We start from the raw sequence: 24,421 nt of genomic DNA, 5'->3' as shown, positions 1-24,421 counted from the left end.
TTTAATTAATTATGGAGGAGCTAAAATGAGTGTATTTTTTTATGGCTGTATCACTTTGGATGGCTTTCTGGCTGATAAAAACCACAATCTGGACTGGCTTTATCAGACTGGAGATGCAGAAGAAACAGAATATGAAAGTTTCTACAATCGCATGGATGTGACGATTATGGGCAAACGGACATTTAATGAAATAGAAAAACTGGATAACATAGACAGTATCTATCCCACAACTGAAAACTACGTGATTACCCATGCAGAAAGCTTATCATCCAGGGAATTTATTCCTGTAAGTTGTGATGTAGTTGAATTTGTTAAACAGATTGAAACGGATAAAAATATCTGGATTGTTGGGGGTAACACAATCGTGGCTCCTCTGTTAGATAATGACATGATTGATAATATGATCATACAGATTGCCCCGGTGTTATTGGGAGAAGGAATCCCGTTGTTTACCCAGAAAGAAGGATTAAAGCGGTTTCATTTGAAAGAAGTGAAACAATACGGGCAGTTTGCAGAATTGAATTATGTTAAAATAGAATGAAACAGGTATGAGAAAGCAGTGTTTTTTTCATACCTGCTTTTTCATATGAGATTCTGAAAATTACATGGTGCAAAATCGGATGATAGAATGAAAAAAATATAGTAAACTGGAACCATAAGAACAAAGGAGGTTAAATTTATGAAAAATACAGCTATTGTACAGACATTCCTTGGTCCGGTTATTATATCGGAACAAGATGGTTTCATCACGGAACTTTTCTTTGCTGAGGATACACAGCTAAATGCCGTTAACCGGATAACACCCTTGTTAAAAGAAGCTGAAAAACAGCTTTTAGAATATCTGTCAGGTATCCGAAAAACCTTTGATTTAAAGATTGCCCCCCAAGGAACGGAATTCCAGAAGACAGTCTGGAGCACCTTGCATAGGATCCCATATGGAGAAACACGCAGCTATAAACAAGTTGCAGAAATAATTGGCAGACCGGAGGCCTCTCGCGCCGTGGGTATGGCCAACAGCAAAAACCCAATCCTTATTTTGACGCCCTGTCACCGTATCCTCGGTACAGATGGCAAATTAGTGGGGTATGCAGGTGGTTTGGAAAGAAAGAAAAGACTGTTGGAGCTGGAAAAAAATTATGTGTGATGTCAAATATAAGTTTTTTGATTACGGTACGAAAGAAATGGAGTATCTTTCCCTGGCAGATCCTGTATTGGGTGATGTGATAGCCCGGCTTGGGCGGGTAGAGCGAGAGGTGATACCTGACCCGTTTTCAGCGCTGGTATATGCCATTATCGGCCAACTGATTTCAACCAACTCTGCAAATACAGTATGGAAACGTTTGCAGGAGAAAATCGGTGAAATTACCCCGGAAAATTTTTGGGATTTCACTCCTGATGATGTGAAGCAATGTGGAATGACGATGAAAAAAGCCATCTGTATCAGTGATCTGGCAAAAGCGATCGTTGGAGGTGATTTATCCCTGGACAGTTTGGGAAAACTGCCTGACATAGAGATTATCCGCCGCCTGACCTCTTTCAGGGGTATAGGACAGTGGACTGCAGAAATGCTTCTTATTAATATGGAACGCCCTGACATAGTCAGCTGGGGTGATATTGCGATCCGCCGTGGAATGGAAAAACTCTATGGCACTCCCAATCTGACGAAGAAACAATTTGAATCATATAAAAACAGATATTCGCCCTATGGATCCGTTGCTTCCATTTATTTATGGGCGATTTCCTCAATACCAATGCAGACAATTGCAGAAGCAGGAGGTAATAGCGTGTCTGATATGAAAATAACTGATGAAGAAAAATGGCAGGCTTCTTGTTCCTGCAATTCCGATTATGACGGAAGATTTTTTTATGGTGTGAAAACAACCGGAATTTTCTGCCGTCCCTCCTGCAAGTCGAAAAGTCCGAAACGGGAAAACGTTGTCTTTTTTGACACAGCGAGACAGGCAGAGGATAGCGGTCTGCGTCCATGCAAACGCTGCCGGCCGGATCTTCTGGAATTTCAGCCACTTAAGGAATCGGCAGATAAAATCAAGGCTGTCTGTGATTTGTATTTCGCTGATCGCAACCGTTTGAATGAAGAACTCATGGGGCTTGGTTTGAGTAAGAATCGTATGATACAGCTTTTTAAAGAGGAATATAAGAAAACACCATCGGAATACTTAAACCAGCTACGCATTGACCGTGCAATAGAACTGCTTTCCCATACACAAAATAGTATATTGCAAATTTCCCTGCAGAGTGGTTTTGATAATCTTTCCACATTTTATGCACAGTTTAAGAAGGTGACAGGTATGTCGCCCAAAGAATACCGCGGATACCAAGTCTGATTGGAAAATACCGAGAGAATAATGCTTGACTATCTGGGATCGACTGGATATATTAAAACATAAGAAGATTATGGCAAATAATAATATATCAGTGTTAGAGAACAGGAAGGACTATGAAAATTATAGATGGACATGCCCATGCATGTGGGATGTTTTTAAATGCAAGTGATACGGTTCGTTACATGAAAGTAAATAATATCTATAAAATGGTGCTTACAGCAGGAGAACCTGATAGTGATAAAATATATAGACTCCCCTACATGGCAAGATGGTTCCGCAGTTCAAGGCTTATTTATATGAATAATGCATTTAAACTGGCAATCAGTCAAATGCGTGAAGAAATTACTGGGTATTAATTAAAATAGAGCCGTAAAACAAATGGTAGTCAATAAATATAAAGGAGGAGTAAATGATATGTCTAAAATGCCCATGATATTTGCAGGCCATGGTTCACCAATGAATGCAATTGAAGATAACCGATACACAAGAGGCTGGAAGGAGATGGGAAAGAAAATCCCCAGACCTGAATCAATCGTATCAATCTCGGCACATTGGTACACCCAGGGTACAAAGATTATGAATGAGGAAAATCCAAAGACAGTATATGATATGTACGGATTTCCCGAAGACTTATATAAGGTTGTATATAATGCTCCGGGCAATCCGGAGCTTGCAGGTACTGTAAAAAATTTAATCAGCAAACCCAGTGTATATGATAATACCTGGGGCATTGATCATGGCACCTGGTCAGTTCTGACTCATATGTACCCGGAAAGGGATATTCCCGTTTTCCAGGTCAGTATCGATGCCTTTGCACCGCCGCAGGTTCATTATCAGATAGGCAAAGAGTTAAAGGCCTTAAGAAATCAGGGGGTTCTTTTGTTTGGTACCGGGAATATCGTCCATAACCTGCGAATGCTTGACTGGGGGATGGAAGACGATGGTTTTGAATGGGCTTATAAGTTTGATGATTATGTGAAAGAAAATATTGGTAATAAAAATCACGAAAATATCATTCACTATATGAGTCAGGGTGAGGCGGCTAAATTGTCGGTACCTGCGCCGGACCACTTTAATCCAATCTTATATTTACTGGGAGCATCGGATGAAGAAGATAAGATAACCGTATATAACAACAGCTGCATGCTTGGTTCCTTATCCATGACAAGCTATTTATTTGAATGATTTTATAGCATCTACGCCACAATGGAACCCCAGCGTCAACAAATAAACAGTTAAAATACTCAGTGTGTCAGGCGGAACGTGGGCCAGGCACCCTGAGTTTTATTTTGGCAGAATACCGAAAGAAACCATATCCACTTCTTAAAGCATCTGGTATAATATCAGATATCTTATTCTGGATAATGAAAGGAAAAGAAAATGACAATTGATAAGACAAAGAATGGAATCGAGGTAATGCTAAAACTTCCCCAGGAGGCAGACGCGAAAGAAATAATAGAGTTTTATAAGCAGGTTGGAAAAGAAACAACATATCTGGGATTCAGTGATGGAGAATACCAGGTATCAGAAGATCAGCAGTCAGCGATTATTAAAGAAATCAATGCATCAGGAAATAATATGATGATACTTGCAATGATAAATTCTAAAATAGCAGGGATTGGAACCATATCATCAAATAATAAACGGATAAAAATCAAGCACGTTGGAGTGCTGGGGATTGTTATAAGTGAAGAATATTGTAATGCAGGCCTTGGAACTATCATGATGGATTATTTAATTAAATGGTGTAAAAACAACGGAGAAACTGCTAAAATAAGCTTGACCGTAAGAAAAGATAATCCCAGAGCAATTGCATTATATGAAAAGTTTGGTTTTGAAACAGAAGGTATCTTGAAAAATGAAACGTTTATTGATGGAGTTTATTTTGATTCTGTAGTTATGGGATTAATGATAAAGTAAATAAGTGGTAAAGACAGGAGAAATAAAATGTGGTTTATACTTTCACTGATAGCAATATTATTCTGGAGTGGTTCTGACCTTTTTTCAAAAATAGGTTCCAGGCCAGATGATAAATACAGTCATTGGAAAATGATTATGGCAGTTGGTACGGTCATGGGAATACACGCTGTGATTGAACTATGCAGAGGTGCAGAGTTTCAGATATCAGATATTCTCACCTATTTGCCTGTATCATTTCTATATATTCTCGCAATGATACTTGGTTATGTGGGTCTGCGGTATGTAGTCCTTTCAGTCTCCACACCGATTTGTAATTCATCAGGTGCAGTTGCGGCTCTTTTGTGTTTCTTTATTTTGAAAGAGAAAATGAGCTGGTTACAGTTTTTTGCAGTCGCATTGGTATGTATCGGTATTTTCTTTCTTTCTGTTTTTGAGAAAAGACAGGAGGATGCAGAGCGTATGCAGGCCGGTATAGTTCCGGATCGGAAATATACCCACAGCTTTATTGCTGTTTTTTTTCCGATCTTTTACTGTATCATTGACGGACTTGGTACGTTTGCAGATGCGTTGGTTCTAGACCGGTATATTGGAGAGGGATCAGCCAATATTGCATACGAATTTACATTTTTGCTGATGGCTGTTTTTGCTTTTATCTATGTGGTGATTGTTAAAAAGCAGAAAATCAGACTCTCCGCAGAAAAACCAAAGGTACTTGCAGGTGTATTTGAGACTGCAGGACAATTTGCTTATATTTATGCATTGGGAGATAACCCAATTGTTGCAGCACCAATGATTTCGTCTTACTGCATTTTTTCCCTTGTCTGGGCAAGAATTGTATTGAAAGAAAAGCTATCATGGAAACAGTATCTTGTCATTGCCATAGCAGCTATTGGTATTGTGATACTTGGTATGGAAGGATAAGATTCGGGTGAATTTGGAAAGGACAAGGTGTATCTGATATGTGGCAATGCCCAAAATGTGGACGGGAATTTAAAAATCAGGATCAAAATCATTTTTGCAGTGAGGCACCGAATACAATCGATGCCTATATTGAAGCTCAGGATAAGGAGATTCAGCCGCTTTTACATCAGGTTCGCAATACGCTCCGAACTGCATTGCCGGGCGCAGAGGAACGCATTTCGTGGAAGATGCCGACTTACTGGAACGGACATAACATCATTCATTTTGCCGCATTTAAAAAACATATAGGGGTGTATCCCGGTGAGGCTGCAATGGTGCATTTCGCAAATCGGCTGACAGAATACAAAACAAGTAAAGGCGCAATACAGCTGCCATATGAAAAGCAGCTTCCGCTGACTTTGATCGCAGAAATCGCTAAATGGCTGCTTAAATAAGAGGTAGAGCATGGGGTTAGTGAACGTTATAATATTAAATATTTATTCGGTATCATTGCTGGTTGTAATCTGCTATCATTCTTCCAGAGAGAAAGAAAAAGAATCTTTGCAGTATAAGCTTTATACGATGATGCTGAAAATCACCATTTTTATGCTGGTTGTAGATATATTCAGCAGATTTGATGGTAAGTCAGATACAATGTATGCAGTAATAAATTATTTGGGAAATTTCCTGGTTTTCTTCCTGAATCCAATACTACCCTCCCTTTGGTTACTATATGTCCATGTCAATATATTTCAGGATGAGAAAAAAACAAGACGGTTAGTATTTCCTCTATTTGTTTATAATGCTGTTAATGCAGCTTTGGTAGTATTATCGCAATTTTATGACTGGTATTATTATATTGATTCCAATAATATTTACCATAGAGGTCCCCTTTTTCTTCTTGCGGGGTCCTTTACCGTTGTCTTGATTCTAATTGCATTAATTATAATTATCGCTAATCCCAGGAAAATCAAGAAAAAACATTTTTTTTCACTTATGTTTTTTTGTGTACCTCCTCTTATGTGTATCATTTTACAAGTATTCTTTTATGGGGTATCACTGATGCTCAATAGTGTTGTATTATCCCAGCTGGTAATTTTTATAAATATTCAAAATCGGGATATTTATATAGATTATCTTACCGGGGTTAACAATCGCAAGATGCTTGATCTCCATTTAATGAAAAAAATCAGTGAAAGTACCGGAGAAAAGACTTTTTCGGCTATTATGATAGATTTGGATAACTTTAAAAATATTAACGATAACTATGGTCATGACGAAGGTGACAGGGCATTGCAAAATATTTCAACAATTCTTAAAAACTGTATCAGTTCCAATGATTTTATTGCCCGCTATGGCGGGGATGAGTTTTGTATTGTTTTGGAGACATCTGACAGAGCTGATCTGGAAGAGATTATACGCAGAGTGAATGAAAGCACGAAAAGATATAATGCCGTCAGCAATCTGCCCTATAAAATCGACTTTAGTATGGGGTATGCAATATATGACTACCATTCACATTTAAAATTAGAAGAATTTCAAAAAAAGATTGATACATTATTATACGAAAACAAACAGTCTCATAGATGAAAACCTGGGAGGTGCAGTTTATCCTGCAGATTGAACATCACTACTTTGTACTTGACGTGTAACTAAAAAAGCGCTATTATGTGAATGAATAATATTTAATTCATTCACATAATAGCGCTTTTGCAGAAAGGTATTAAATGAAAAAAGTCACCGCTTTTATAGGAAGTGCCCAGAAGAAGGCAACATACGAAGCAGTTCGTGAATTTGAGAGTAATTTAAAATCGTATCCTGAAATTGAGTTTGAATATGTTTTCTTAAAGGATTATCGAATTGAGTTTTGCAGGGGCTGCAAGCTGTGTTTCAATAAAGGAGAAGAACTCTGTCCCTTACTGGACGATCGGGATTTGCTGATTGATAAGATGAATAATTCAGACGGTGTTATATTTGCCACCCCTAATTATTCCTTTCATGTCTCAGCACCCATGAAAAATTTATTGGACCGGACAGCATTTTTATTACATCGGCCGTGCTTTTTTGGAAAAGCGTTTACATCTATTGTTACTCAGGGTATGTTCGGGGGAAACTCTATTATCAAGTATCTTGGCGATATGGGAGAAAATTTGGGGTATCGTGTTACAAAAGGCTGTGTATTAAATACCCTGGAGCCGAAGACAAAATCTGCACAGGAAAATAACTCACTGGAAATAAAAAAGGCTGCTGCAAGGTTTTATCGTGTGCTTATGCGTCAAGGGGCTCAGTCCCCGTCTTTGTTCCGCTTGATGATGTTTCGAATTTCAAGAACAAGAATGAAGGATATGCTTAGCGATGAATATTATGACTATCGGTATTACAAGTCAAAGGGATGGTTTGAATCGGATTATTATTACGATGTTACCTTAAAACCGTTTAAAAAGCTGATGGGGTGGATTTTTGATTTGACAGGACATCGGCTGGCGAAGCAGAAGTAGGAATTTGTCGATGTCTGATATATAAAATATGTTGGAGGACTACACATTGAAAGATACGAAAACAATATTATTTAAATGTGGAAAGGAACTGTTCAGCCGGAATGGGTTTAAGGATACCAGTGTGTCAGATATTACGAAAGCTGCAAATATTGGAACAGGTACATTTTATAATTACTATACCTCAAAAGAGGAGCTTTTCATGGTAATATATCTGGAAGAAAACGAAAAGCTGAAGAAAAAAATACTGAAATCAATCGACATGGATCAGGAACCGCTAAGTCTGGTTAAAGAATTGATGTTAATAAATCTAAAAGGCATGAAGTCAAATCCAATCCTGAAAGAGTGGTATAATAAGGACGTGTCTTACAAAATGGAGCAGTATTTCCGCGAACAGAAGGGGCTTAATCGCCTTGACTTCATGTATCAGGATCTTTTTAATGTCATTAAAAAATGGCAGGCGGACGGAAGGCTGAGGAATGATATTGACAGTGAAATGATCATGGCTATATTCACAGCAATCATTACAGTTGAGACCCATAAAGAGGAAATCGGCCTTCCGTATTTTCCTCAGGTATTGGATTATCTCATAGAATTTACAATGAAAGGCCTGACGGCGGTATCCAAAGAGGAAGGGAAGAATGAAAGTAAATGAAACATGCTGACGAAATAAATCTATGGGAGGTATTAATATGAGTACATTAATCGCATTTGCATCTAAATACGGATTTACGAAAACGTGCGCAGAGATTCTTGGGAAAAAGCTTGAGGGAAAGGTGGATATCTGTGATTTAAGAAGCAATCACCCCGATCTGACAAAATATGATAAAGTCATCATTGGCGGTTCAATCTATGCCGGGAAAATCAGAAAGCCAGTTATGAGTTTCTGTTCAGACAATCAAAACACCCTGAAAGATAAAAAAACAGGGTTCTTTATCTGCGGAATGGCAAAAGAAGATGATGCACAAAAGCAGCTTGAATCCTCTTTTCCAAAGGAACTATTGGCTACCGCCGCCGCAAAGGGATTTTTTGGCGGGGAATGCAATTATGACAAAATGAATTTCATAGAGAAATTTATCATGAAAAAGATAACTGGCTCTGATCAGAGTCAGTCTCGAATCGCTGAGGAGAATATAACACGCTTTGCTGGTCTGATGAGGTGAGTGAAACCAATGAAACATATTGCAATCATATCAGATACCCATGGTCTTCTGAGAGAGCAGGTCATGGCTGAACTGGATGCAGCAGATTGTATCATACACGCAGGAGACATTAACACCCCTTACATCGCTGACTATGTGCGGCAGTCAGGGGAGACTTATATGGTGCGGGGCAATAACGACATGGATTGGGCCAAAGATCTGCCCGCCAGTATTGCTGTCACCATTGAAGGTGTGAGATTTTTTATTGTTCATAACAGGAAAGATGTTCCCAAACGCTTGCCGGACGTGGATGTAGTGATCTATGGGCATTCTCACAAATACTCCTCTGAAGTTATAGATGGAATATTGTATCTTAATCCTGGCAGCTGCGGTAAGCGGCGCTTTCATTTAGAGATCACGATGAGCCGAATGACTGTGGAGGCAGGGCAGTATCAATATGAAAAGGTGATAATTCCCTATGACAATCGGGAAAATTAGAGAAATCGGAGGGCAGACCGTGAAGAAAGAAGAACAGGTCATGTCAGAACTTTGGGATTTATTTAATAAGAAGATGTGGCTTGACAGCTTTAAAATGAAAACAAGGCTTAAGGAGTATAATCCTTCAGAAGTACATTGTATCGAATACATTGGTGAAAACGAAGATTCCAATGTCACAAAACTTGCTGAGTCGTTTTATATGACAAGAAGCGCGATCAGTAAGCTGACAAAGAAGCTCATTGGGAAAGGCCTTATTGAAAGTTATCAGAAACCAGAAAACAGGAAAGAGGTATATTTTAGACTTACAAAACAGGGAGATAAGATATACAAAGTTCATGAGGAGTTGCATAAAGAATATAAAGAGCGGGATAAAATTGTATTTGATGGAATAACAGAAGAACAGTATGATAGTATGCTTGGTTTTGCGAAAAAGTTTAATCAACATTTAGATGCAGAGATAAAAAAGCTGGGTGTAGATATTACGTCTGGTTGGTGTGATAAATTATAACAGATGGAGAGGCAGCCCAAATTCTGAAAGAGTGGGCTGCTTTTTGCAATGCAATTATTGTTGACAAAGACTCAAAAAAGTATTATCATACCAATATGGGTCCCGGGACACAAAAAAATAAAAAAATATATTACAAACTCAAGAGGAGGAAGACAAATGAATATAATTGGAATTATCGCAAGTCAGCGAAGAGAAGGCAATACTGCTTTTATAGTAAACAAATTGCTGGAAGGAGCAAGGGAACAGGGTGCCAACACCCAGTCATTTAGTTTCAGCGACCTTGATATTAAACCGTGCAGGGGCTGTTGGGCTTGCCATAAGGGGGATCAGGGCTGCGTGATCAACGATGATATGCAGAAAATTTATGATACATTGGAATCTACAGATGTTATCATTTTAGGTTTGCCAATCTATATGGGTCAGATGAGCGCTCAGGGAAAGATATTCACAGACAGGCTGTTTGCACGTTTTTCACCACGGTTCTCTCCATTCTTTAAAGACAATACTGTTAAGAAACAAATGGTTCTTTCCTTTAACCAGGGAAACCCCGATGCAGATTTATTTAAGCCCTATATAAATTATACCAGCCAAATGTTTAGAACTCTGGATTTTGATGTAAAAGAGGTCCCTGTTGTTACTGATTTGCGTAGCGGTTTCATAAATGATAGAGAAGACTTATGCAGGGACTTAACGCATTTTGGCTCCAGTTTAGCAATGATTTAATTGTATTATCTTACAATTTGTCATACAATGATGTTAAATGCAAATAGATATGATTATAAATTGGGAGGTAGTGTATGAGACTTGAAAAAGCGACACCAGAATCACAGGGAGTCTCATCCCTGGCGATACTGGATTTTTTAAACAAGGTAAACGAACAGGGATTTGAGCTTCATTCATTTATGCTGCTTAAGAACGGTAAAAATATTGCTGATTGCTGGTGGAAGCCGTATGCGCCCCAGTACAGACATCAGTTGTTTTCCTTAAGCAAAAGCTTTACTTCAATCGCAATTGGACTGGCAGTAGACGAGGGTCTGTTAACAACAGATACGCTGATTGCTGATATTTTTGCAGCTGAAATGAAAGAACTGGGGGAAAAGACTGACGAGAAAATTAAAAAAATGACGGTAAAAAATCTCCTCACAATGGGAACGGGAATGACATATGAGAACTGGAACTGGGATGATGAGAACTTTAATAACATTCTGGGATTCTTAAGCTCCCATGTGAAGAATGAGCCTGGAAGCGCATTTTTTTATAATACCATGGCTACCTATATGTGTTCTGCAATTATTACAAGATTAACCGGGCAGAAGCTTGTGGACTATCTTATGCCCAGGCTGTTTGAGCCGCTGGGAATTGATCCGGTCTGGGAGGAAGATAATTTAGGGATCAGTTTTGGCGGCTTTGGGTTGAATATCAAAACAGAGGATATCGCCGTGTTTGGACAGATGCTTCTGCAAAAAGGTGAATACAATGGGCGGCAGCTGGTACCTGCAGCATGGATAGAGGAGGCAACATCCAAACAGATTAACAACGGCGACGAAGCTGATAATGACTGGGCTCAGGGTTATGGATACCAGTTCTGGAGATGTGTCCCCGAAGGAGTGTACCGCGGAGATGGTATGTATGGACAATACTGTATCGTTATGCCTGAATATAACTGCGTTATCGCTGTAACAAGTAATGCAGACATGGGTAAATTTATGAAATTGATCTGGAGTGACCTTCTTCCGGCACTTGGAGGGGAAGGGGTTCTGCCCCAAAGTGATGATTACAGTAAACTGGTTGAGTTTGGGGCAAACCAGACACATCTGAAGGTGAATGAAAATGCAGATCCTTATCCTGTATTCCGGGCTTCCTACCAGCTTTCTTCTGATTCGGAAGTAGAGATAGAGCTTAATATAAAAAAGATAAGATTTGATTTCGAAAACGGTGAATGTCTGCTTGCTCTTTATAACGGTGAAAACTCGCAGCCCTTATATGTGATCCGTTTCATAGAGAAAAAATGGGTGGAGACTGCTAAGCCATTCTGGGAAAACCAATCCTTTTACAGGGCTGTCTGCTACGGAGAGTGGAAACAGGATGAGTTTAAAGCCTGTATCTGGCATTATGAGACACCATTAAATACAAAGCTTACGTTTACGTTTGGAGAGGAGCGGAAAAATCTGGTTTTAAAGGTAGCAGCAGAAAAGGAAGTAATACTTAATTACGTTAGAATTTAAAAAACTAAGGCTCGTTTTTCCCTTCTTTGTTTTTAAGAATAACCTCCTGGAATATACTGTCTGAATTGCTTTTTTGTGTCTTCTGGTAACCTGCCATTAATTGATTATGCTGTGATATTTCCGCCATTATGGTAATAAAATCTTCTTTTGTCAGCGGTTTTTTATCATCTTTTAGTTCATAGCCTATTTGGCCGCTTACCTCTATGGTAGCTGTTTTTACATCTTTTATTGAACTCACACCGTTTTGGCGCAGACGAGTTTCCAGTCGGTCAACTGTAAGCCGTAATTTTTTTAGATTTTTCAAAATAATCTCTCCATTTTCTATGACAACCACTGCTTTGCCCGAAAAGAGAGATTCAAGGAGATCAAACTTTATTTCCAGATACTCCGACAATACCATAAGCATAGTGAATAGAAATGCAATCAGCAGTGTGCCCCAGATTCCTTTTTCAGCGATCGGTTGGATTAAAAGGGAGCCAATGCCAACCATGACAATGGTTTGCGTAATTGTCATCTGCGAGATTGATTTACGGCCCCCCAATCGCAGAATAAGTTTACCTGCAAAAAATATAATAATTGTTTTCCATATTAAGCTGTAATCCATACTTTATCTCCTCTCAGGATTATTCAGTTTCTGTTAGTATTGATTGATTTATAATAATTATGTAAATATTAAATATTAAGGTGTGGGGAGTACCGGCGTATTTAGAGAATGAAAGGAATGAAATGGACGGAACAGTAAGAAAAAACATTAAAATTGGGGACCGCGTTATGGTGGTGCAAAAACAGGATCAGAGAACAGGCAAACTCACAGAGGGTGTGGTCCAGAGAATACTGACCAATTCTCCCAATCATCCAAGAGGCATTAAAGTAATGCTGGAAGGTGGAATTGTAGGGAGAGTGCAGGGAGGCGTGGACCAGTAACAGGAGGATTCAATCATGAATTTAAGCAGGGAAGAGAAATCATGGATACTGGTTGACTGCGGTAATTCAGCTTATTCCATGGCTGTAACAACCGCGCTGCTGCCGATTATGTTCGGAATGTTTGATAATGTGAAACGCAGCATGGATCTGGGATATTTTAACTCCATTGCCAGTATCCTGGTTGCGGCTTTAAGTCCCATTTTAGGCGCTGCAGCCGATTATAAGGACAAAAAGAAGCGTTTTTTTGTATTCTTCACCTGTCTGGGAGTCCTGTCAACTGCATCACTGGCGTTTATCCCTCCTTCCAGCGGGCAATGGCAGCTTTTAATTCTGTTTTTTATTCTGTCAGCAATTGGCTTTGCAGGATCTAATATTTTTTACGATGCATTTATTGTTGATGTCACCAGTGATGAAAGAATGGATAAGATATCCTCCCTTGGTTTTGCATTCGGCTACATATCCAGTGTCATCCCTTTTGGTATTAGTCTGATACTGATCTTTCTTCTTGGAATGGAAAAATCCATCGGATATCAGATTGGATTTATTATTACAGCTTTATGGTGGGGACTATTTACCGTTCCCATGATAAGAGATGTAAAACAGATTCATTATGTGGAACCCGGTAAGGATACCATAAAGAATAGTTTTAAAAGGCTGGCAGAAACATTTAAACAAATGAAACAGTATCAGACTGTATTTATTTTTCTTGGTGCCTATTTCTTTTATATTGATGGTGTGGATACCATTATTAAGATGGTAATTCCTTATGCCACCGCAGTTATGGGAAACGATGCACTGGATACCTTCTCCCTGCTGGCGATTCTGCTGATTATTCAGATCATTGCTTTTCCATGTGCAATATTTTATGGAAATATGGCAAAACGTTTCTCTGCCAGAACCATGATTATCATAGGAATATTCACTTATATTATTTCCTGCATTGCTGCATTTTTTATATCTTCCGTCTGGCACATCTTCATTCTTGGTGCAATGATTGGTTCTGCCCAAGGAGGAATTCAGGCACTGAGCCGATCTTATTTTGCTAAAATTATTCCAAAGGAAAAATCCAACGAATTCTTTGGGTTTTATAATATTTTTGGTAAATTTTCAGCGATAATGGGCCCCACGCTGATGTCCCTTACAACAGCAGTTACAGGCAATGCAAGATGGAGTATTATTGGAATTATACCCCTCTTTTTAGTGGGATTTATTATATTTATCAGGCTTCCTGTGGAAGAAAAATAAGATAAAGGATGGGATGAAAATGAGCAGTGGAAAAGCAAAGCATCTGATCGTAATCTCTTATGATGCATTTTCTGAAGATAACTGGGAGAAAGCAAGCCGGCTTCCCAATCTTTCCCGTTTAATAGAAAACGGGGTTTTTAGTACAAAATTAAAAAGTGTGTATCCGACTCTTACCTATGTTGTCCATACCACTATGATGACCGGAGTTTATCCGAATAAACATGGAATTTATCATAATAACCCGCTCCAGCCTTTTGTTGAAGAAGAAGAGCAGGCATGGTTCTGGTTCAGAAAAGATATCAGGGTACCCACCGTGTATGAAGCATTAAAAAAGCACAGGATGAAATCAGCTGCTATTTTATGGCCTGTCACAGGAAAGGCTTCCATTCGTTATAATATGCCTGAGATAAAAGCAATCGGACGTGAAAATCAGGCTCTTAAAATACTAAAAAACGGAAATCCTCTTTATTGTATGGGGCTTGAGAGAAAATACGGAAAAATAAGAAAAGGAATTGATCAGCCCTACCTGGATGATTTTACGGTTATGTGCGGCACAGACACGATATTATCAAAGAAACCGGAGCTTTTAATGATACATTTCATTGATCTGGACGATGCAAAACATCATTATGGGACAGACAGTAGTGAGGTTGACCAGGTTCTCCTTCGCATGGATGAACGAATCGGAAAGATGATGGAGGCGGTTGCTTTGGCAGGTATTTCAGAGGAAACGGTCTTCATGGTACTGGGTGATCATGGTCAGAAAAATGTAAGATATAAGGTGAGGCTGAATCAACTGCTAAAAGAAGACGGTCTTATTTATGAAGAAAATGGGAGCATGCATTGGAGGGCATATCTGCAGTCCACAGGCGGGTCGGCTTATTTGCACGTAAAGGAAAATGATGACGAAGCGAAGCAGCGCGCTCTGCAGATTCTTCAAAAAGCGGCAGAAGAGGAAACCTTAGGTATAGAGAAAATCTATACGGGGGAAGAACTGGAACGATTCCATGCCTTCCCGGTTTCTGGTTGTATGCTGGAAGCAAAACCGGGTTATAGCTTTGAGGACAGAATTACGGGTCCCCTTGTAACGGATTTAAAAAAAGAGAATAAAACGTATGCAACCCATGGATATTCTCCGGAGAAACCAGAATATGGCTGCTGCTTTGTCTTATCAGGAAAAGGGATTAAAAAAGGATATCAGCTGGAAGAAATCCATATGGTAGATATTGCTCCAACCATAGCTTCCATTCTTGGGGTTGACTTCGGACCTTGTGATGGTAAAGTACTGGAAGATGCATTTCTCAATATAAGAGAATAAGGCTATATTGACAGTTATGCTGAAATGGAATATCAAATCATGAGTAAAATCTTAGAAATGCCCCAAAGAAACCGATAAGTATAATAAGGGATGCGGCAGGCTGGTTGCTGGGATTCTCTTACTAATTTAGAACAGGGGGCATTTTTATGAGTAGAAATAAGTTTTTAAAATTACTTTTCAGTGCTTTATTAATTATAACGATGGCATTTACAGCAACAACTTCAGCATATGCTGCAACAGGAACCAAGAAAGTGACTTCCTCCGGTACCATGAGTCTTGCCTTAAAAAAGGGTCAAACCGGCAATTCCAGTGAAGTTACATTCCGTGTTTCCGGTCTTCCGGCCAATGCTGTTATTACAAAGCTTGAGGTAAATCCGGGTTCGCTTAAAAACTATTCAGGAGCTGTACTTACCAATTACCTGACAGTGGCCAGCAGTAACAGAAGTTCAGCAGAGAAAGTGACTTGGAACGGTAAGGAAAATACAACTTTGAGAACAAGCGGTTTTTTGGCTTCCAAAGCCAATGGAACGTATACAATTTCCTTTAACGCTACCTGCATCAGCGGCGCGATTTCCCATGGTATGATATTAGACATTGGATCTAAGACATATTCTAATCCTTATATTACGATTTATTGGGATGACTCCTTTTAATTTCTAACCAGATATCGAAGTATAAATTACGGGATAGATTTTCATATGACCAGCCCATATGGAAGTCTTTCCTGAAAAAGATAAGGAGCAAAAAATGCGCGTAGGAAATGATAAATCACTGGTGCAAAGCCACCAGCTTTCCGGTACACAAAAACGGGGAAGTGTACCTTCCCCGGATTATACCGATTTTCATTTTAATACAAAGACAGCGCCGGCGATGAGTGATGAAAAGTATAAGACAGCTATCATCGAGCAGGCAAAAAAAGATCAGGCGGCCGGTAAATTTCAATCCGATTCAGCCGGATTTAGAAGTCTGGTAAAAAGTTATGTTTCTGCGGTCTCCCCTGACAGGAAAAATATTATTTCACAGGGCTTAAGAGCGATTTATAAAAATACCAGACAGGAACCCAAAACCTTTAATCTGTTGGATTATATGTTTGGTTCTGTGAAATATAGCAAGGAAGCAGATGATGTATCTTATGCTGAATTTTACGACAGCAATGGAGAGATGGTGGCTTCTTTTTCCAATGGCAGATGGATCTCCTATGGAACGAAGGCGGAAGATGCCAGAGAATCCCAGCTGTGGGGAATATACAATCAGGCATGGAACAGCGCGGCAAGAGCCAGCAAGGGAAATCAAGGGGCAGTAAATGCAGGAACTTCATCTGCCATTGATGTTACAGGTTAAAAAATACAGAGGTGTATGTATGACGGCAGGTATAACTGCATATTGGGGGATTAATGAAAAGCCAGTTGCCACTACGCCCACAACCTGGGAAGTAGCGGGAAAGTATATTTTAAAGTCGGTCAGTACAGAAAATGCTGCACTTAATAATATAAGGCTGACTGCAGCCCTTCGCTCCCATGGGGTTCCAGTGCCTCATATTATGAAAGCTACAGATGGCAGGGATTATATAGTGACAGAAGAGGGGTGTTATCTGCTTCTGGAAAAACTTGCAGGCAGTCATATAAAAGAGGTGTTTGAACAGGACTATGAAGCAATAGCCTATGAAACGGGCATTGTCATTGGAAAAATTCATTGTGCCTTTATGACAGTATCAGATAATAAGACTGGAGTTACTCCCTTTCATCAGGAACTCATGGGCTGGATCAGCAGGGAGCTTTCCAGCAGCAGCCTGTTGACAAAGGAAGAATGGTCAGGACCAATGGAAGCACTATGCAGTATTTATCCGCAGCTACCCAGACAGCAGATTCACCGGGATCTGCATTACGGTAATTTACTGTTTGAAGGAACATCATTAACCGGTGTACTGGATTTTGACTTAGGTAAACAGGATGCCCGCTTATTTGACATCGCTTATTTTCTGTCAGGGCAATTACTGGGTACCAAAGATCTTATGGCAATTAAACATAAGTGGATCAGGTTTATCAGTCAGTTTCTAAGCGGTTATGAATCTATGATTGTTTTAGAAAATAATGAAAGGAAAGCGCTGCCCCTTATGATGCAGTGTATTGAACTTTTATTTATCGCGTTCTGGCAGCAGCAGGCAAATCAGGAAGCAGTGGCAGAAACGTTACGGATTTTTAAATTTATGGAGCATGTATATAGTCAGGAATAAAATAGAAAGAAAATGGTGAATTGTGTTAAAGAGATTTATAAGAATGAATATTCTAAAAGAGAAGCATAAGAAAACTTCGTGTTTATTTGCACTTGCAGCAGGAACAATGTTATTGTTATCCGCCTGTCAAAATAAAACACAGTCAGAATATCTGAAAGCAGAATCGTCATCTCCAGCAAATGAGACATCAATACAAGCAGAAACATCCTCATCTGCAACAGCACAGTCATTACCCCAGATAAACAGTTATTCCAATAAAGTAATAAAATTCAATTATCCGGCAGATTGGACATCTGAGGAAAACCCTGGGGAAGATATATCTTATGTTAATTTTTTTGATTCAAAATCAGGGAGTAACCCTGTTTTTTGGTATTCCAGAGGGGAAGCCTGGCTCACTGATTTCAATCGAACAAAGGAAGATTACAAAGCACTTTTGTCAGAAAGCTATTCAGACGTGGTTATAACAGATTTAACAAAAACAACCATTGATGGCAATGAAGCGATTAAGCTTGTATTTCAATATAAGGCCGATGATGTGGAATATACTATGACACAGTATGAAACGGTAGTTGGTCCTGTTTCTTTTCAATTCAACTGCACCTATAAATCCGATTCAAGCAATGATTATGAAAGCATATTAAATTCAATTATATCATCCATTGAATTTACCGGCTGATGTAATCTGACAGTACTTTACGTTATATAGCGCCCTGGTTCAGGAATATGAAACAGGGCGCTTTAATTGTGTTTGTATCAATCTTAATCAAAGGTGGATACAGAAGTGGTTTTCCCGTTTTCTACTTTAGCAAAATATTTCGATGTTCTTGTATCTACATGCACAAAACCGCTTGTAATATACTGCATGATTCCCTTCATACCAAGATCTTCTGCTTTTCTGGCTACATTTAAAGTGGTTTTACCGCTGACTACAATATCAGCAGCCTGTCCTTTCACATGATAAGAATTGGTTGCTCCGCCAATGGATTCGTTGTAACTTTTTGTCCGGTAGCCGCTGTTAATTGTTACTGCTGCTCCGGCCCAGTCTCTGATCTTCTGTAAATAAGCAACCAAATCTCCGTCAATCAGAATTTTATCACTTCCATCCTTACATGCAAATTCCTTAACCTTAAAATTGGTGCTCAGACGAGTCTCGCCGTCTTTGGAAAGCGAATAGGTTTTCACTGCCATATTTCATCCTTCTTTCTTATATTTTTGAGGCGTTTACAAGATTCCGCGGCCACCTTATGTGCGCCTCTGAATATAAAAAAGTGATATTCCTCCATTTTGTAAACGGAAGAAAAGATTTATGTTGTGTTTTTCTAAAATAGATGATATTATATGCCAGGTGCGTTTTCGCATATACAATAACGAAAGGATTTTCAACTAATGTCAACCAACACAGCTTCAGTAACTCAATCAACACCAACAGCCCCATCCACTCCTTCCATTGCCAATCCAGCTCCTCTTGGACTTTTAGGATTTGGAATGACTACCTGCCTGCTAAATATCCATAATGCAGGATTGATTCCTTTATCCATTGTGATTGTAGCAATGGGATTTGGATTAGGTGGTGCCGCTCAGATCATAGCTGGTATCATGGAATTCAAGAAAAATAACACGTTTGGTGCAACAGCATTTACAGCCTATGGTTTCTTTTGGTGGTCCTTGATTTTAATCTGGATTAACCCGTTTAAAGGAATCGAAGCTGCTGATCCCAAAAGCATGGGATTTTATTTAGGCTTATGGTGCGTGTTCACACTTTTTATGTTTATCGGAACGTTAAAACATAACCGCGCCAGCCAGGTTGTTTTTGGCTCTCTTACCGTTTTATTCTTCCTGCTGTCACTGGCTAACTTTACAGGAGCGGAATCCATACATACAATTGCCGGATACGTGGGGATTTTCTGTGGTATATCTGCTATCTATAATTCAGTGGGACAGGTCTTGAACCAGGAATTTAAAAAGACAGTATTACCTTTATAATTAAAAATAGACAGAGTACAAACACCAGTTTCGTAATACTTCATATACTATTCAGAGTATATTCTCAGGAGAGAATTAATGAGTAATTATGAATACGGCGGCTACGTTCCCTATAATTATGGTTATGCAACTCCATATACGTCCGTAATGAACGCATCAAACATGCAGGGAGGACAACAAACTGCTGATATATTTACATTTCCCCAAAACCTGCCCAACGCACTGGATTTGATTCAGCAGGCACTTGCAGGTGAAACCGAAGACAGACTATTTTATTCTTGGTTAATAGAAAATGCGCCATCGGATGAAGACAAACAAATTATATCTGGAATTCGTGATAATGAGATTGGTCATTATGCTTTGTTTAAGCAGCTATATAACGAAATTACCGGAGTAATGCCTCGACAGGTTCAGGGAGAGCAGTTCGTTACACCGGAAAGCTATTGTGCGGGGTTATCACGTGCTCTTTTAGGAGAGCAGAATGCTGTGATAAGATATCGTAACATTCTCTATGCTATGGAATTTCGTGAGCATATTAATATGATGATTGAAATCATAACAGATGAACTCAGACATGGGATTTTATATAATTATCTTTATACCAAAAATGGTTGTAGAGGTTAATCAAAAACAGGCGGTTGATTTTTCTTATATTTCTAAGAAAAACAGCCGCCTCATTTTTTGTCTGATCAGTGCTAATTATCACCGTTGCTGATATCAACTTTGTATTTCAAAGACTCTGAAAGATGCTTCATTACCTGAATGCTTAATGTATCGGGAGCCATATTTTTATTGTTTAATATCCAGACCTCCAGGATTCCCATAATGATATTGGAACGTATGGTTAAACTGTATTCATAAAATGGGTCTTTGTCAGGACTGGATTTTACTCTGTCTATTAATTTCTTAACCATGTCTGATATATTACTATATAATATTTCTTTATTATTGATCCTGATTAATAATTCAATGATACCTGAATCCAAATACCAGAATCTTAAAAAGGGTTTTAGCAGGTCCAGTGGATGGGTATTTCTTTCCGAATTTTGATTAAGATAATATCCAGCAATATATTCTTTTAATGCAATAAACCTTTGATCACATTCGTATCTTAAAATATCCTCCAGTGTATCGTAATTTCTGTAAAAGGTAGCCCGGCTGACTTGAGCCCGCTCTATAACCTCTGTTATTTTAATATCGGAGTAGTTTTTTTCATAAAGCAAAGATTGAAATGCATTGAAAATCAGGTTTGATGATTGTTTGGAACGTTTGTCTTCTTTTATATGATACAAAATCAGGCCTCCTGTCTCTTATCTCTGAACATTATTTACTTTCATTTGATTATATCATATAATTAATTACGATACAAATGTATATTAAAATAAATTTATAAAAATAATGTATCCTAAAAGGAGGAAAAATAATGATACAATCAAAGATATGGAAAATATTAACATTAATATTACTTATAATTGCCATTGTATTGATTTACTTGTTTTGCGGCAACATGAAGGAATTTGAGAACAGAATACCTTCTGTGGAAAAAACACAGTTCATTGATCATGGTGATGATTGGAGAAATCTCCGCTACGGGGAAATTATAGCTGTTTACCGAAAAGGGGCCAAGCTTTCTATGGAAGTGTACAATACCGTCAATTCCAATGAACTTCCCCAGGATCTATGGGAGAAGATTGATACGGATGCCCTGGCAAAAGAGTATGGTGCAATGGCAGTACTGGCAAATGGACCAAGGTATTGGGTGGTAAATAAGATAGAGGCGGGTTCCATGTCAAAGGATGGGAAAATTGCAAACTTTGGTGGTATTGAGATGACTCAGAGGGCAAAGCTTCATACAACAATATTTCATGGTAACCTTGGAGATAAAAAATACACCGAGAATGTAGTAAACAGAGAAACAACTTACTATTATCTGAAAGGAAATATGGTATATGAATTAACCTCCCCCACTGGTGATGTGTACAGAATGCAGTCCTATTCCCAACAGATCGATCCAGGCTTAACTATGGCTGATCTGGAAACCTTAGGTGATAAACTGGATCTTCCTGCTGGCTGGACCTATGGGGCACGGGTATTAGACGAAGATTCCAAATTGACTGCAGATGGTAAGGCATATATAATTAACGATGAGTTACTAAATACCTATCAAAAAATGAGGTAGAAACCGATGACAATTTATGTAGATGCAGATGCCTGCCCGGTGGTTCGGATTGTGGAAAAAACAGCCAAAGATAATAAAACAGCTGTTTGCCTCCTCTGTGATACCAATCATGTATTACAGTCTGATTACAGTGAGATCAGGATCATTGGCGCAGGAGCGGATGCCGTGGATTTTGCGTTAATAAACCTGTGCAAAGCCGGTGATATTGTGGTAACGCAGGATTATGGAGTGGCGGCTATGGCACTTTCAAAAGGTGCATATGGAATTCATCAGTCAGGAAAGTGGTATACCAATGATAATATTGATCAGCTCCTGATGGAACGGCATATTGCAAAAGAAGCAAGGAGAGCGAAGGCAAAAAATCATCTTAGTGGACCTTCAAAAAGAACAAAAGAAGATGACAAACATTTTGAAGAATCCTTTCGGAAGCTGATTACTTATGTCAGCGAAAGGGCCAATTTGAAAAAGTAAGTTCTATGCCCCGGGGATAGATAAATATTGCATATCGTAATTAACAAGAGTAAACTTGTTGATAACGGTATGCAAATTTATTATAAGGGGGATTTAGTGATGAGAAGTAGCGTGACAGGGGCATGTCTGGTTTTCATGATGGTATTATCAGGATGCGCGGGTACTCAGACGAGTAACGTATGTCGAACGGAAGTAAGTACTACTGCTGAAACGGAACACAAGACTGACAGTACATCAGTGGAGAACATTATGGCCAGACTGACACTTGATCAAAAGGCGGCTCAGATGGTACAGGGAGCAGTATATAATATGCCGGATAATCTGATGAAGGAGAAATGCTACGGAAGCATTCTATCCACATTTGGTGAGAATTTCTTAAGTGCATCACAGTGGAAGAATATGATCCTGAAATACCAGAAGGAAGCCATAAGTTCTGAGGCAGGCGTGCCCTATATCTATGGAAATGATCAGGTTCATGGTCTTGCCGGCTGTAGAGGTGCCGTGATATTTCCCCATAATATAGGAATCGGAGCCGCCAATGATAAAGAGCTGACTTATCAGATGGGATTGGCAGTGGCAGACGAAGCAAAATTCACAGGGATGCTTTGGAGCTTTTCTCCGTGTTTATCTGCAGCACAGGATCCCAGATGGGGACGTACCTATGAGAGCTTTTCCTCTGAAACAGGTATGGTTGCAGAACTGGGAGCATCGTATACCAGGGGATTGATTGATGGAGGGCTTCTCCCTTGTGCAAAGCATTTTTTTGCAGACGGTAATGTTCTATACGGAACAGGTGAAAATTCAGAGGGAGAAAAGCGGTTGATTGACCGTGGTGATGCCAGGCTTTCAGAGGCAGAAATTCAAGATTTATTAAAAGTTTATCAGGCACAAATCGATGCTGGTGTTAAGACGATTATGATCAGTCACAGCAGCTTGAATGGTATAAAAATGCATGCCAATGAAAAATACATATCCATACTAAAAAAAGATATGGGCTTTCAGGGTTTCATAGTAAGCGATTGGAATTCCATACATAACATACCGGGTGACAACTTAAAAGATCAGACAATTACAGCAGTCAATGCAGGGATCGATATGCTGATGGAAGACTCCAATTTTGAAAATTGCCGGAAATATATTGTTGAAGCAGTCAATGAAGGCAAAATTTCAATGGACCGTGTAAATGATGCAGTCAGCCGGATTCTTACGGTTAAAAAGGAAATGGGAATTATAGATGATCCTATGATGGAGAAGGTAACTACGAAAGAGAGCAGTTTGGGATCACAAGAATACAGAGATTTAGCCAGAACATTGGTAGAAGAGAGTCTTGTATTAATAAAAAATGACAATAACATACTTCCAATTAAGAAGGGAACCAAAATATATGTTACGGGGCCTGCCGCAAATGATGTAGGAGCTCAGTGCGGTGGCTGGACGTTTACCTGGCTGGGAAGTACAGATGCAGACAATCATGGACGCAAATGGATCCCGGAAGGAAAAACCATAATGGATGGGCTGAAACAACTTGCAGGTGAATATAATCTGACGATTATCACCGATCCGGCGAAAGCGGCTGAAGCCGATCTGACCTTATTGTGTCTGGGAGAAAAGACCTATACAGAATGGAAGGGTGACAGTGCAGATATCAATATAACCGGCAGCCTCGCCCTCACCGGCAATAAAAAAGCAATTGACCAGGCCAAAAGTCTGGGGAATCCCACAATAGCGTTAATTGTGTCCGGTAGAAATGTTATAATCAGCGACTATATGAACCAGTGGGACGGTATCGTTATGTGTTATCTTCCGGGAAGTGAAGGAGATGGTATTGCTAATGTGCTGACAGGAAAGAAAACCTTTAAAGGGACTCTCCCAATGCCTTACTACTCAAGGGTCGAGGATATCAGAACAGATCAGGTTCTGTATCCAGTGGGTTATGGATTAAAATATTAGTAGCGAAAAAGCTCTTCCTGATACAGATCACCAATCAGGAGAGCTTTTCTTATTCTGAGACAGCTTTTACAGTGAAGCATACGAA

31 protein-coding genes are annotated in these 24,421 nt (G+C 39.2%); 28 read left to right on the top strand and 3 right to left on the bottom strand.

The features are described from left to right. Positions 1-25 precede the first annotated feature (25 nt). From ACOAOT_RS13080 to ACOAOT_RS13005, 16 genes are all read left to right on the top strand, one after another. Positions 26-541: a dihydrofolate reductase family protein gene (locus ACOAOT_RS13080; protein WP_420217382.1), complete on the top strand. Its 516-nt coding sequence runs from the start codon at positions 26-28 to the stop codon at positions 539-541. A gap of 138 nt (positions 542-679) precedes the next feature. After that, positions 680-1,144 (top strand): methylated-DNA--[protein]-cysteine S-methyltransferase, encoded by a 465-nt coding sequence (locus ACOAOT_RS13075; RefSeq protein WP_420217381.1) that lies wholly within the window; start codon positions 680-682, stop codon positions 1,142-1,144. Continuing rightward, positions 1,137-2,345, top strand: coding sequence for an Ada metal-binding domain-containing protein (locus ACOAOT_RS13070; RefSeq protein ID WP_420217380.1), 1,209 nt, complete (start codon positions 1,137-1,139; stop codon positions 2,343-2,345). Before ACOAOT_RS13075 ends, ACOAOT_RS13070 begins: the two co-directional genes overlap by 8 nt. A 113-nt stretch (positions 2,346-2,458) precedes the next feature. Beyond that, positions 2,459-2,701 (top strand): hypothetical protein, encoded by a 243-nt coding sequence (locus ACOAOT_RS13065; RefSeq protein ID WP_420217379.1) that lies wholly within the window; start codon positions 2,459-2,461, stop codon positions 2,699-2,701. Positions 2,702-2,759: 58 nt separating this feature from the next. After that, on the top strand, positions 2,760-3,530 hold the full coding sequence (ygiD, locus tag ACOAOT_RS13060) for a 4,5-DOPA-extradiol-dioxygenase (protein WP_420217378.1): 771 nt from the start codon (positions 2,760-2,762) through the stop codon (positions 3,528-3,530). A gap of 195 nt (positions 3,531-3,725) precedes the next feature. Continuing rightward, positions 3,726-4,265, top strand: coding sequence for a GNAT family N-acetyltransferase (locus ACOAOT_RS13055; RefSeq protein WP_420217377.1), 540 nt, complete (start codon positions 3,726-3,728; stop codon positions 4,263-4,265). A 27-nt stretch (positions 4,266-4,292) separates the two neighbouring features. Beyond that, positions 4,293-5,186, top strand: coding sequence for an EamA family transporter (locus ACOAOT_RS13050; RefSeq protein WP_420217376.1), 894 nt, complete (start codon positions 4,293-4,295; stop codon positions 5,184-5,186). Positions 5,187-5,224: 38 nt separating this feature from the next. Beyond that, positions 5,225-5,620: an iron chaperone gene (locus tag ACOAOT_RS13045; RefSeq protein ID WP_420217375.1), complete on the top strand. Its 396-nt coding sequence runs from the start codon at positions 5,225-5,227 to the stop codon at positions 5,618-5,620. Between the two features lie 10 nt (positions 5,621-5,630). Beyond that, positions 5,631-6,755, top strand: coding sequence for a GGDEF domain-containing protein (locus tag ACOAOT_RS13040; protein ID WP_420217374.1), 1,125 nt, complete (start codon positions 5,631-5,633; stop codon positions 6,753-6,755). A 137-nt stretch (positions 6,756-6,892) separates the two neighbouring features. Continuing rightward, positions 6,893-7,663, top strand: coding sequence for a flavodoxin family protein (locus tag ACOAOT_RS13035; protein ID WP_420217373.1), 771 nt, complete (start codon positions 6,893-6,895; stop codon positions 7,661-7,663). A 46-nt stretch (positions 7,664-7,709) separates the two neighbouring features. Next, positions 7,710-8,315 (top strand): TetR/AcrR family transcriptional regulator, encoded by a 606-nt coding sequence (locus ACOAOT_RS13030; RefSeq protein ID WP_420217372.1) that lies wholly within the window; start codon positions 7,710-7,712, stop codon positions 8,313-8,315. A gap of 37 nt (positions 8,316-8,352) precedes the next feature. After that, positions 8,353-8,823, top strand: a complete 471-nt coding sequence (locus ACOAOT_RS13025) for a flavodoxin domain-containing protein (protein WP_420217371.1) — start codon at positions 8,353-8,355, stop codon at positions 8,821-8,823. Positions 8,824-8,832: 9 nt separating this feature from the next. Then, positions 8,833-9,300, top strand: coding sequence for a metallophosphoesterase family protein (locus tag ACOAOT_RS13020; RefSeq protein WP_420217370.1), 468 nt, complete (start codon positions 8,833-8,835; stop codon positions 9,298-9,300). A gap of 19 nt (positions 9,301-9,319) precedes the next feature. Next, complete coding sequence (locus tag ACOAOT_RS13015) at positions 9,320-9,808, top strand: MarR family transcriptional regulator (protein WP_420217369.1); 489 nt, start codon at positions 9,320-9,322, stop codon at positions 9,806-9,808. A 156-nt stretch (positions 9,809-9,964) separates the two neighbouring features. Then, positions 9,965-10,531, top strand: a complete 567-nt coding sequence (locus ACOAOT_RS13010) for a flavodoxin family protein (protein WP_420217368.1) — start codon at positions 9,965-9,967, stop codon at positions 10,529-10,531. A 74-nt stretch (positions 10,532-10,605) separates the two neighbouring features. Continuing rightward, positions 10,606-12,033: a serine hydrolase domain-containing protein gene (locus ACOAOT_RS13005; RefSeq protein ID WP_420217367.1), complete on the top strand. Its 1,428-nt coding sequence runs from the start codon at positions 10,606-10,608 to the stop codon at positions 12,031-12,033. A gap of 4 nt (positions 12,034-12,037) precedes the next feature. Here the strand turns inward: ACOAOT_RS13005 and ACOAOT_RS13000 are convergent, their stop codons facing one another. After that, positions 12,038-12,637 carry a DUF421 domain-containing protein gene (locus ACOAOT_RS13000; RefSeq protein ID WP_420217366.1) on the bottom strand — a complete coding sequence of 200 codons (600 nt, stop codon included), beginning with the start codon at positions 12,635-12,637 and terminating at the stop codon, positions 12,038-12,040. 122 nt (positions 12,638-12,759) lie between these two features. On the opposite strand from ACOAOT_RS13000, the gene ACOAOT_RS12995 reads away from it, so the two are divergent. The 7 genes from ACOAOT_RS12995 to ACOAOT_RS12965 all read left to right on the top strand — a co-directional run bounded on the left by ACOAOT_RS12995 (position 12,760) and on the right by ACOAOT_RS12965 (position 18,429). Then, the gene (locus ACOAOT_RS12995) at positions 12,760-12,957 is read left to right on the top strand and encodes a YwbE family protein (RefSeq protein ID WP_277408382.1); all 198 of its coding nucleotides are present in this window, start codon (positions 12,760-12,762) and stop codon (positions 12,955-12,957) included. 15 nt (positions 12,958-12,972) lie between these two features. After that, a complete protein-coding gene (locus tag ACOAOT_RS12990) occupies positions 12,973-14,202 on the top strand; it encodes an MFS transporter (RefSeq protein WP_420217365.1) in 1,230 nt (409 codons plus the stop codon). A 19-nt stretch (positions 14,203-14,221) separates the two neighbouring features. After that, a complete protein-coding gene (locus ACOAOT_RS12985; RefSeq protein ID WP_420217364.1) occupies positions 14,222-15,520 on the top strand; it encodes an alkaline phosphatase family protein in 1,299 nt (432 codons plus the stop codon). 146 nt (positions 15,521-15,666) lie between these two features. Further along, a complete protein-coding gene (locus tag ACOAOT_RS12980; RefSeq protein ID WP_420217363.1) occupies positions 15,667-16,173 on the top strand; it encodes a hypothetical protein in 507 nt (168 codons plus the stop codon). Between the two features lie 94 nt (positions 16,174-16,267). Further along, positions 16,268-16,861, top strand: coding sequence for a hypothetical protein (locus ACOAOT_RS12975; protein ID WP_420217362.1), 594 nt, complete (start codon positions 16,268-16,270; stop codon positions 16,859-16,861). Positions 16,862-16,880: 19 nt separating this feature from the next. After that, positions 16,881-17,753, top strand: a complete 873-nt coding sequence (locus ACOAOT_RS12970; RefSeq protein WP_420217361.1) for a phosphotransferase — start codon at positions 16,881-16,883, stop codon at positions 17,751-17,753. Between the two features lie 43 nt (positions 17,754-17,796). Next, a complete protein-coding gene (locus tag ACOAOT_RS12965) occupies positions 17,797-18,429 on the top strand; it encodes a PsbP-related protein (protein ID WP_420217360.1) in 633 nt (210 codons plus the stop codon). 83 nt (positions 18,430-18,512) lie between these two features. Here the strand turns inward: ACOAOT_RS12965 and ACOAOT_RS12960 are convergent, their stop codons facing one another. Then, complete coding sequence (locus ACOAOT_RS12960; RefSeq protein ID WP_420217359.1) at positions 18,513-18,941, bottom strand: YcbK family protein; 429 nt, start codon at positions 18,939-18,941, stop codon at positions 18,513-18,515. Positions 18,942-19,139: 198 nt separating this feature from the next. On the opposite strand from ACOAOT_RS12960, the gene ACOAOT_RS12955 reads away from it, so the two are divergent. Both ACOAOT_RS12955 and ACOAOT_RS12950 read left to right on the top strand, forming a co-directional pair. Continuing rightward, positions 19,140-19,736 carry an acetate uptake transporter gene (locus ACOAOT_RS12955; RefSeq protein ID WP_420217358.1) on the top strand — a complete coding sequence of 199 codons (597 nt, stop codon included), beginning with the start codon at positions 19,140-19,142 and terminating at the stop codon, positions 19,734-19,736. Positions 19,737-19,814: 78 nt separating this feature from the next. Next, positions 19,815-20,360: a rubrerythrin gene (locus ACOAOT_RS12950; RefSeq protein ID WP_420217357.1), complete on the top strand. Its 546-nt coding sequence runs from the start codon at positions 19,815-19,817 to the stop codon at positions 20,358-20,360. A gap of 71 nt (positions 20,361-20,431) precedes the next feature. Here ACOAOT_RS12950 and ACOAOT_RS12945 read toward each other — a convergent pair whose 3' ends face one another. Continuing rightward, complete coding sequence (locus tag ACOAOT_RS12945; RefSeq protein WP_420217356.1) at positions 20,432-21,028, bottom strand: TetR/AcrR family transcriptional regulator; 597 nt, start codon at positions 21,026-21,028, stop codon at positions 20,432-20,434. Positions 21,029-21,159: 131 nt separating this feature from the next. Here ACOAOT_RS12945 and ACOAOT_RS12940 point away from each other — a divergent pair, with 131 nt between their 5' ends. From ACOAOT_RS12940 to ACOAOT_RS12930, 3 genes are all read left to right on the top strand, one after another. Further along, entirely contained in the window at positions 21,160-21,915 is a 756-nt protein-coding gene (locus ACOAOT_RS12940; RefSeq protein WP_420217355.1) for a hypothetical protein, read from the top strand. 6 nt (positions 21,916-21,921) lie between these two features. Next, positions 21,922-22,386 carry a YaiI/YqxD family protein gene (locus ACOAOT_RS12935; protein WP_420217354.1) on the top strand — a complete coding sequence of 155 codons (465 nt, stop codon included), beginning with the start codon at positions 21,922-21,924 and terminating at the stop codon, positions 22,384-22,386. A gap of 99 nt (positions 22,387-22,485) precedes the next feature. Then, entirely contained in the window at positions 22,486-24,336 is a 1,851-nt protein-coding gene (locus ACOAOT_RS12930; RefSeq protein ID WP_420217353.1) for a glycoside hydrolase family 3 protein, read from the top strand. The last annotated feature ends 85 nt before the right edge of the window (positions 24,337-24,421 follow it).

Source organism: Lacrimispora struthionigena (assembly GCF_048627165.1).
Lineage (GTDB): Bacteria > Bacillota > Clostridia > Lachnospirales > Lachnospiraceae > Lacrimispora.
The sequence above is the reverse complement of the archived record's forward strand: the minus strand, read 5'-3'. Positions and strand labels throughout refer to the sequence as shown.

Coding starts and splice junctions, on each gene's coding strand:
- ACOAOT_RS13055 (WP_420217377.1), top strand. CDS start 3,726: ATGACAATTGATAAGACAAAGAATGGAATCGAGGTAATGCTAAAACTT.
- ACOAOT_RS12940 (WP_420217355.1), top strand. CDS start 21,160: ATGATACAATCAAAGATATGGAAAATATTAACATTAATATTACTTATA.
- ACOAOT_RS12965 (WP_420217360.1), top strand. CDS start 17,797: ATGAATATTCTAAAAGAGAAGCATAAGAAAACTTCGTGTTTATTTGCA.
- ACOAOT_RS13065 (WP_420217379.1), top strand. CDS start 2,459: ATGAAAATTATAGATGGACATGCCCATGCATGTGGGATGTTTTTAAAT.
- ACOAOT_RS12975 (WP_420217362.1), top strand. CDS start 16,268: ATGCGCGTAGGAAATGATAAATCACTGGTGCAAAGCCACCAGCTTTCC.
- ACOAOT_RS13070 (WP_420217380.1), top strand. CDS start 1,137: ATGTGTGATGTCAAATATAAGTTTTTTGATTACGGTACGAAAGAAATG.
- ACOAOT_RS12970 (WP_420217361.1), top strand. CDS start 16,881: ATGACGGCAGGTATAACTGCATATTGGGGGATTAATGAAAAGCCAGTT.
- ACOAOT_RS13010 (WP_420217368.1), top strand. CDS start 9,965: ATGAATATAATTGGAATTATCGCAAGTCAGCGAAGAGAAGGCAATACT.
- ACOAOT_RS13020 (WP_420217370.1), top strand. CDS start 8,833: ATGAAACATATTGCAATCATATCAGATACCCATGGTCTTCTGAGAGAG.
- ACOAOT_RS12935 (WP_420217354.1), top strand. CDS start 21,922: ATGACAATTTATGTAGATGCAGATGCCTGCCCGGTGGTTCGGATTGTG.
- ACOAOT_RS13080 (WP_420217382.1), top strand. CDS start 26: ATGAGTGTATTTTTTTATGGCTGTATCACTTTGGATGGCTTTCTGGCT.
- ACOAOT_RS13000 (WP_420217366.1), bottom strand. CDS start 12,637: ATGGATTACAGCTTAATATGGAAAACAATTATTATATTTTTTGCAGGT.
- ACOAOT_RS12995 (WP_277408382.1), top strand. CDS start 12,760: ATGGACGGAACAGTAAGAAAAAACATTAAAATTGGGGACCGCGTTATG.
- ACOAOT_RS13035 (WP_420217373.1), top strand. CDS start 6,893: ATGAAAAAAGTCACCGCTTTTATAGGAAGTGCCCAGAAGAAGGCAACA.
- ACOAOT_RS12955 (WP_420217358.1), top strand. CDS start 19,140: ATGTCAACCAACACAGCTTCAGTAACTCAATCAACACCAACAGCCCCA.
- ACOAOT_RS13045 (WP_420217375.1), top strand. CDS start 5,225: ATGTGGCAATGCCCAAAATGTGGACGGGAATTTAAAAATCAGGATCAA.
- ACOAOT_RS12990 (WP_420217365.1), top strand. CDS start 12,973: ATGAATTTAAGCAGGGAAGAGAAATCATGGATACTGGTTGACTGCGGT.
- ACOAOT_RS13040 (WP_420217374.1), top strand. CDS start 5,631: ATGGGGTTAGTGAACGTTATAATATTAAATATTTATTCGGTATCATTG.
- ACOAOT_RS13025 (WP_420217371.1), top strand. CDS start 8,353: ATGAGTACATTAATCGCATTTGCATCTAAATACGGATTTACGAAAACG.
- ACOAOT_RS12985 (WP_420217364.1), top strand. CDS start 14,222: ATGAGCAGTGGAAAAGCAAAGCATCTGATCGTAATCTCTTATGATGCA.
- ACOAOT_RS12930 (WP_420217353.1), top strand. CDS start 22,486: ATGAGAAGTAGCGTGACAGGGGCATGTCTGGTTTTCATGATGGTATTA.
- ACOAOT_RS12960 (WP_420217359.1), bottom strand. CDS start 18,941: ATGGCAGTGAAAACCTATTCGCTTTCCAAAGACGGCGAGACTCGTCTG.
- ACOAOT_RS13050 (WP_420217376.1), top strand. CDS start 4,293: ATGTGGTTTATACTTTCACTGATAGCAATATTATTCTGGAGTGGTTCT.
- ACOAOT_RS12950 (WP_420217357.1), top strand. CDS start 19,815: ATGAGTAATTATGAATACGGCGGCTACGTTCCCTATAATTATGGTTAT.
- ACOAOT_RS13005 (WP_420217367.1), top strand. CDS start 10,606: ATGAGACTTGAAAAAGCGACACCAGAATCACAGGGAGTCTCATCCCTG.
- ygiD (WP_420217378.1), top strand. CDS start 2,760: ATGTCTAAAATGCCCATGATATTTGCAGGCCATGGTTCACCAATGAAT.
- ACOAOT_RS12980 (WP_420217363.1), top strand. CDS start 15,667: ATGAGTAGAAATAAGTTTTTAAAATTACTTTTCAGTGCTTTATTAATT.
- ACOAOT_RS13075 (WP_420217381.1), top strand. CDS start 680: ATGAAAAATACAGCTATTGTACAGACATTCCTTGGTCCGGTTATTATA.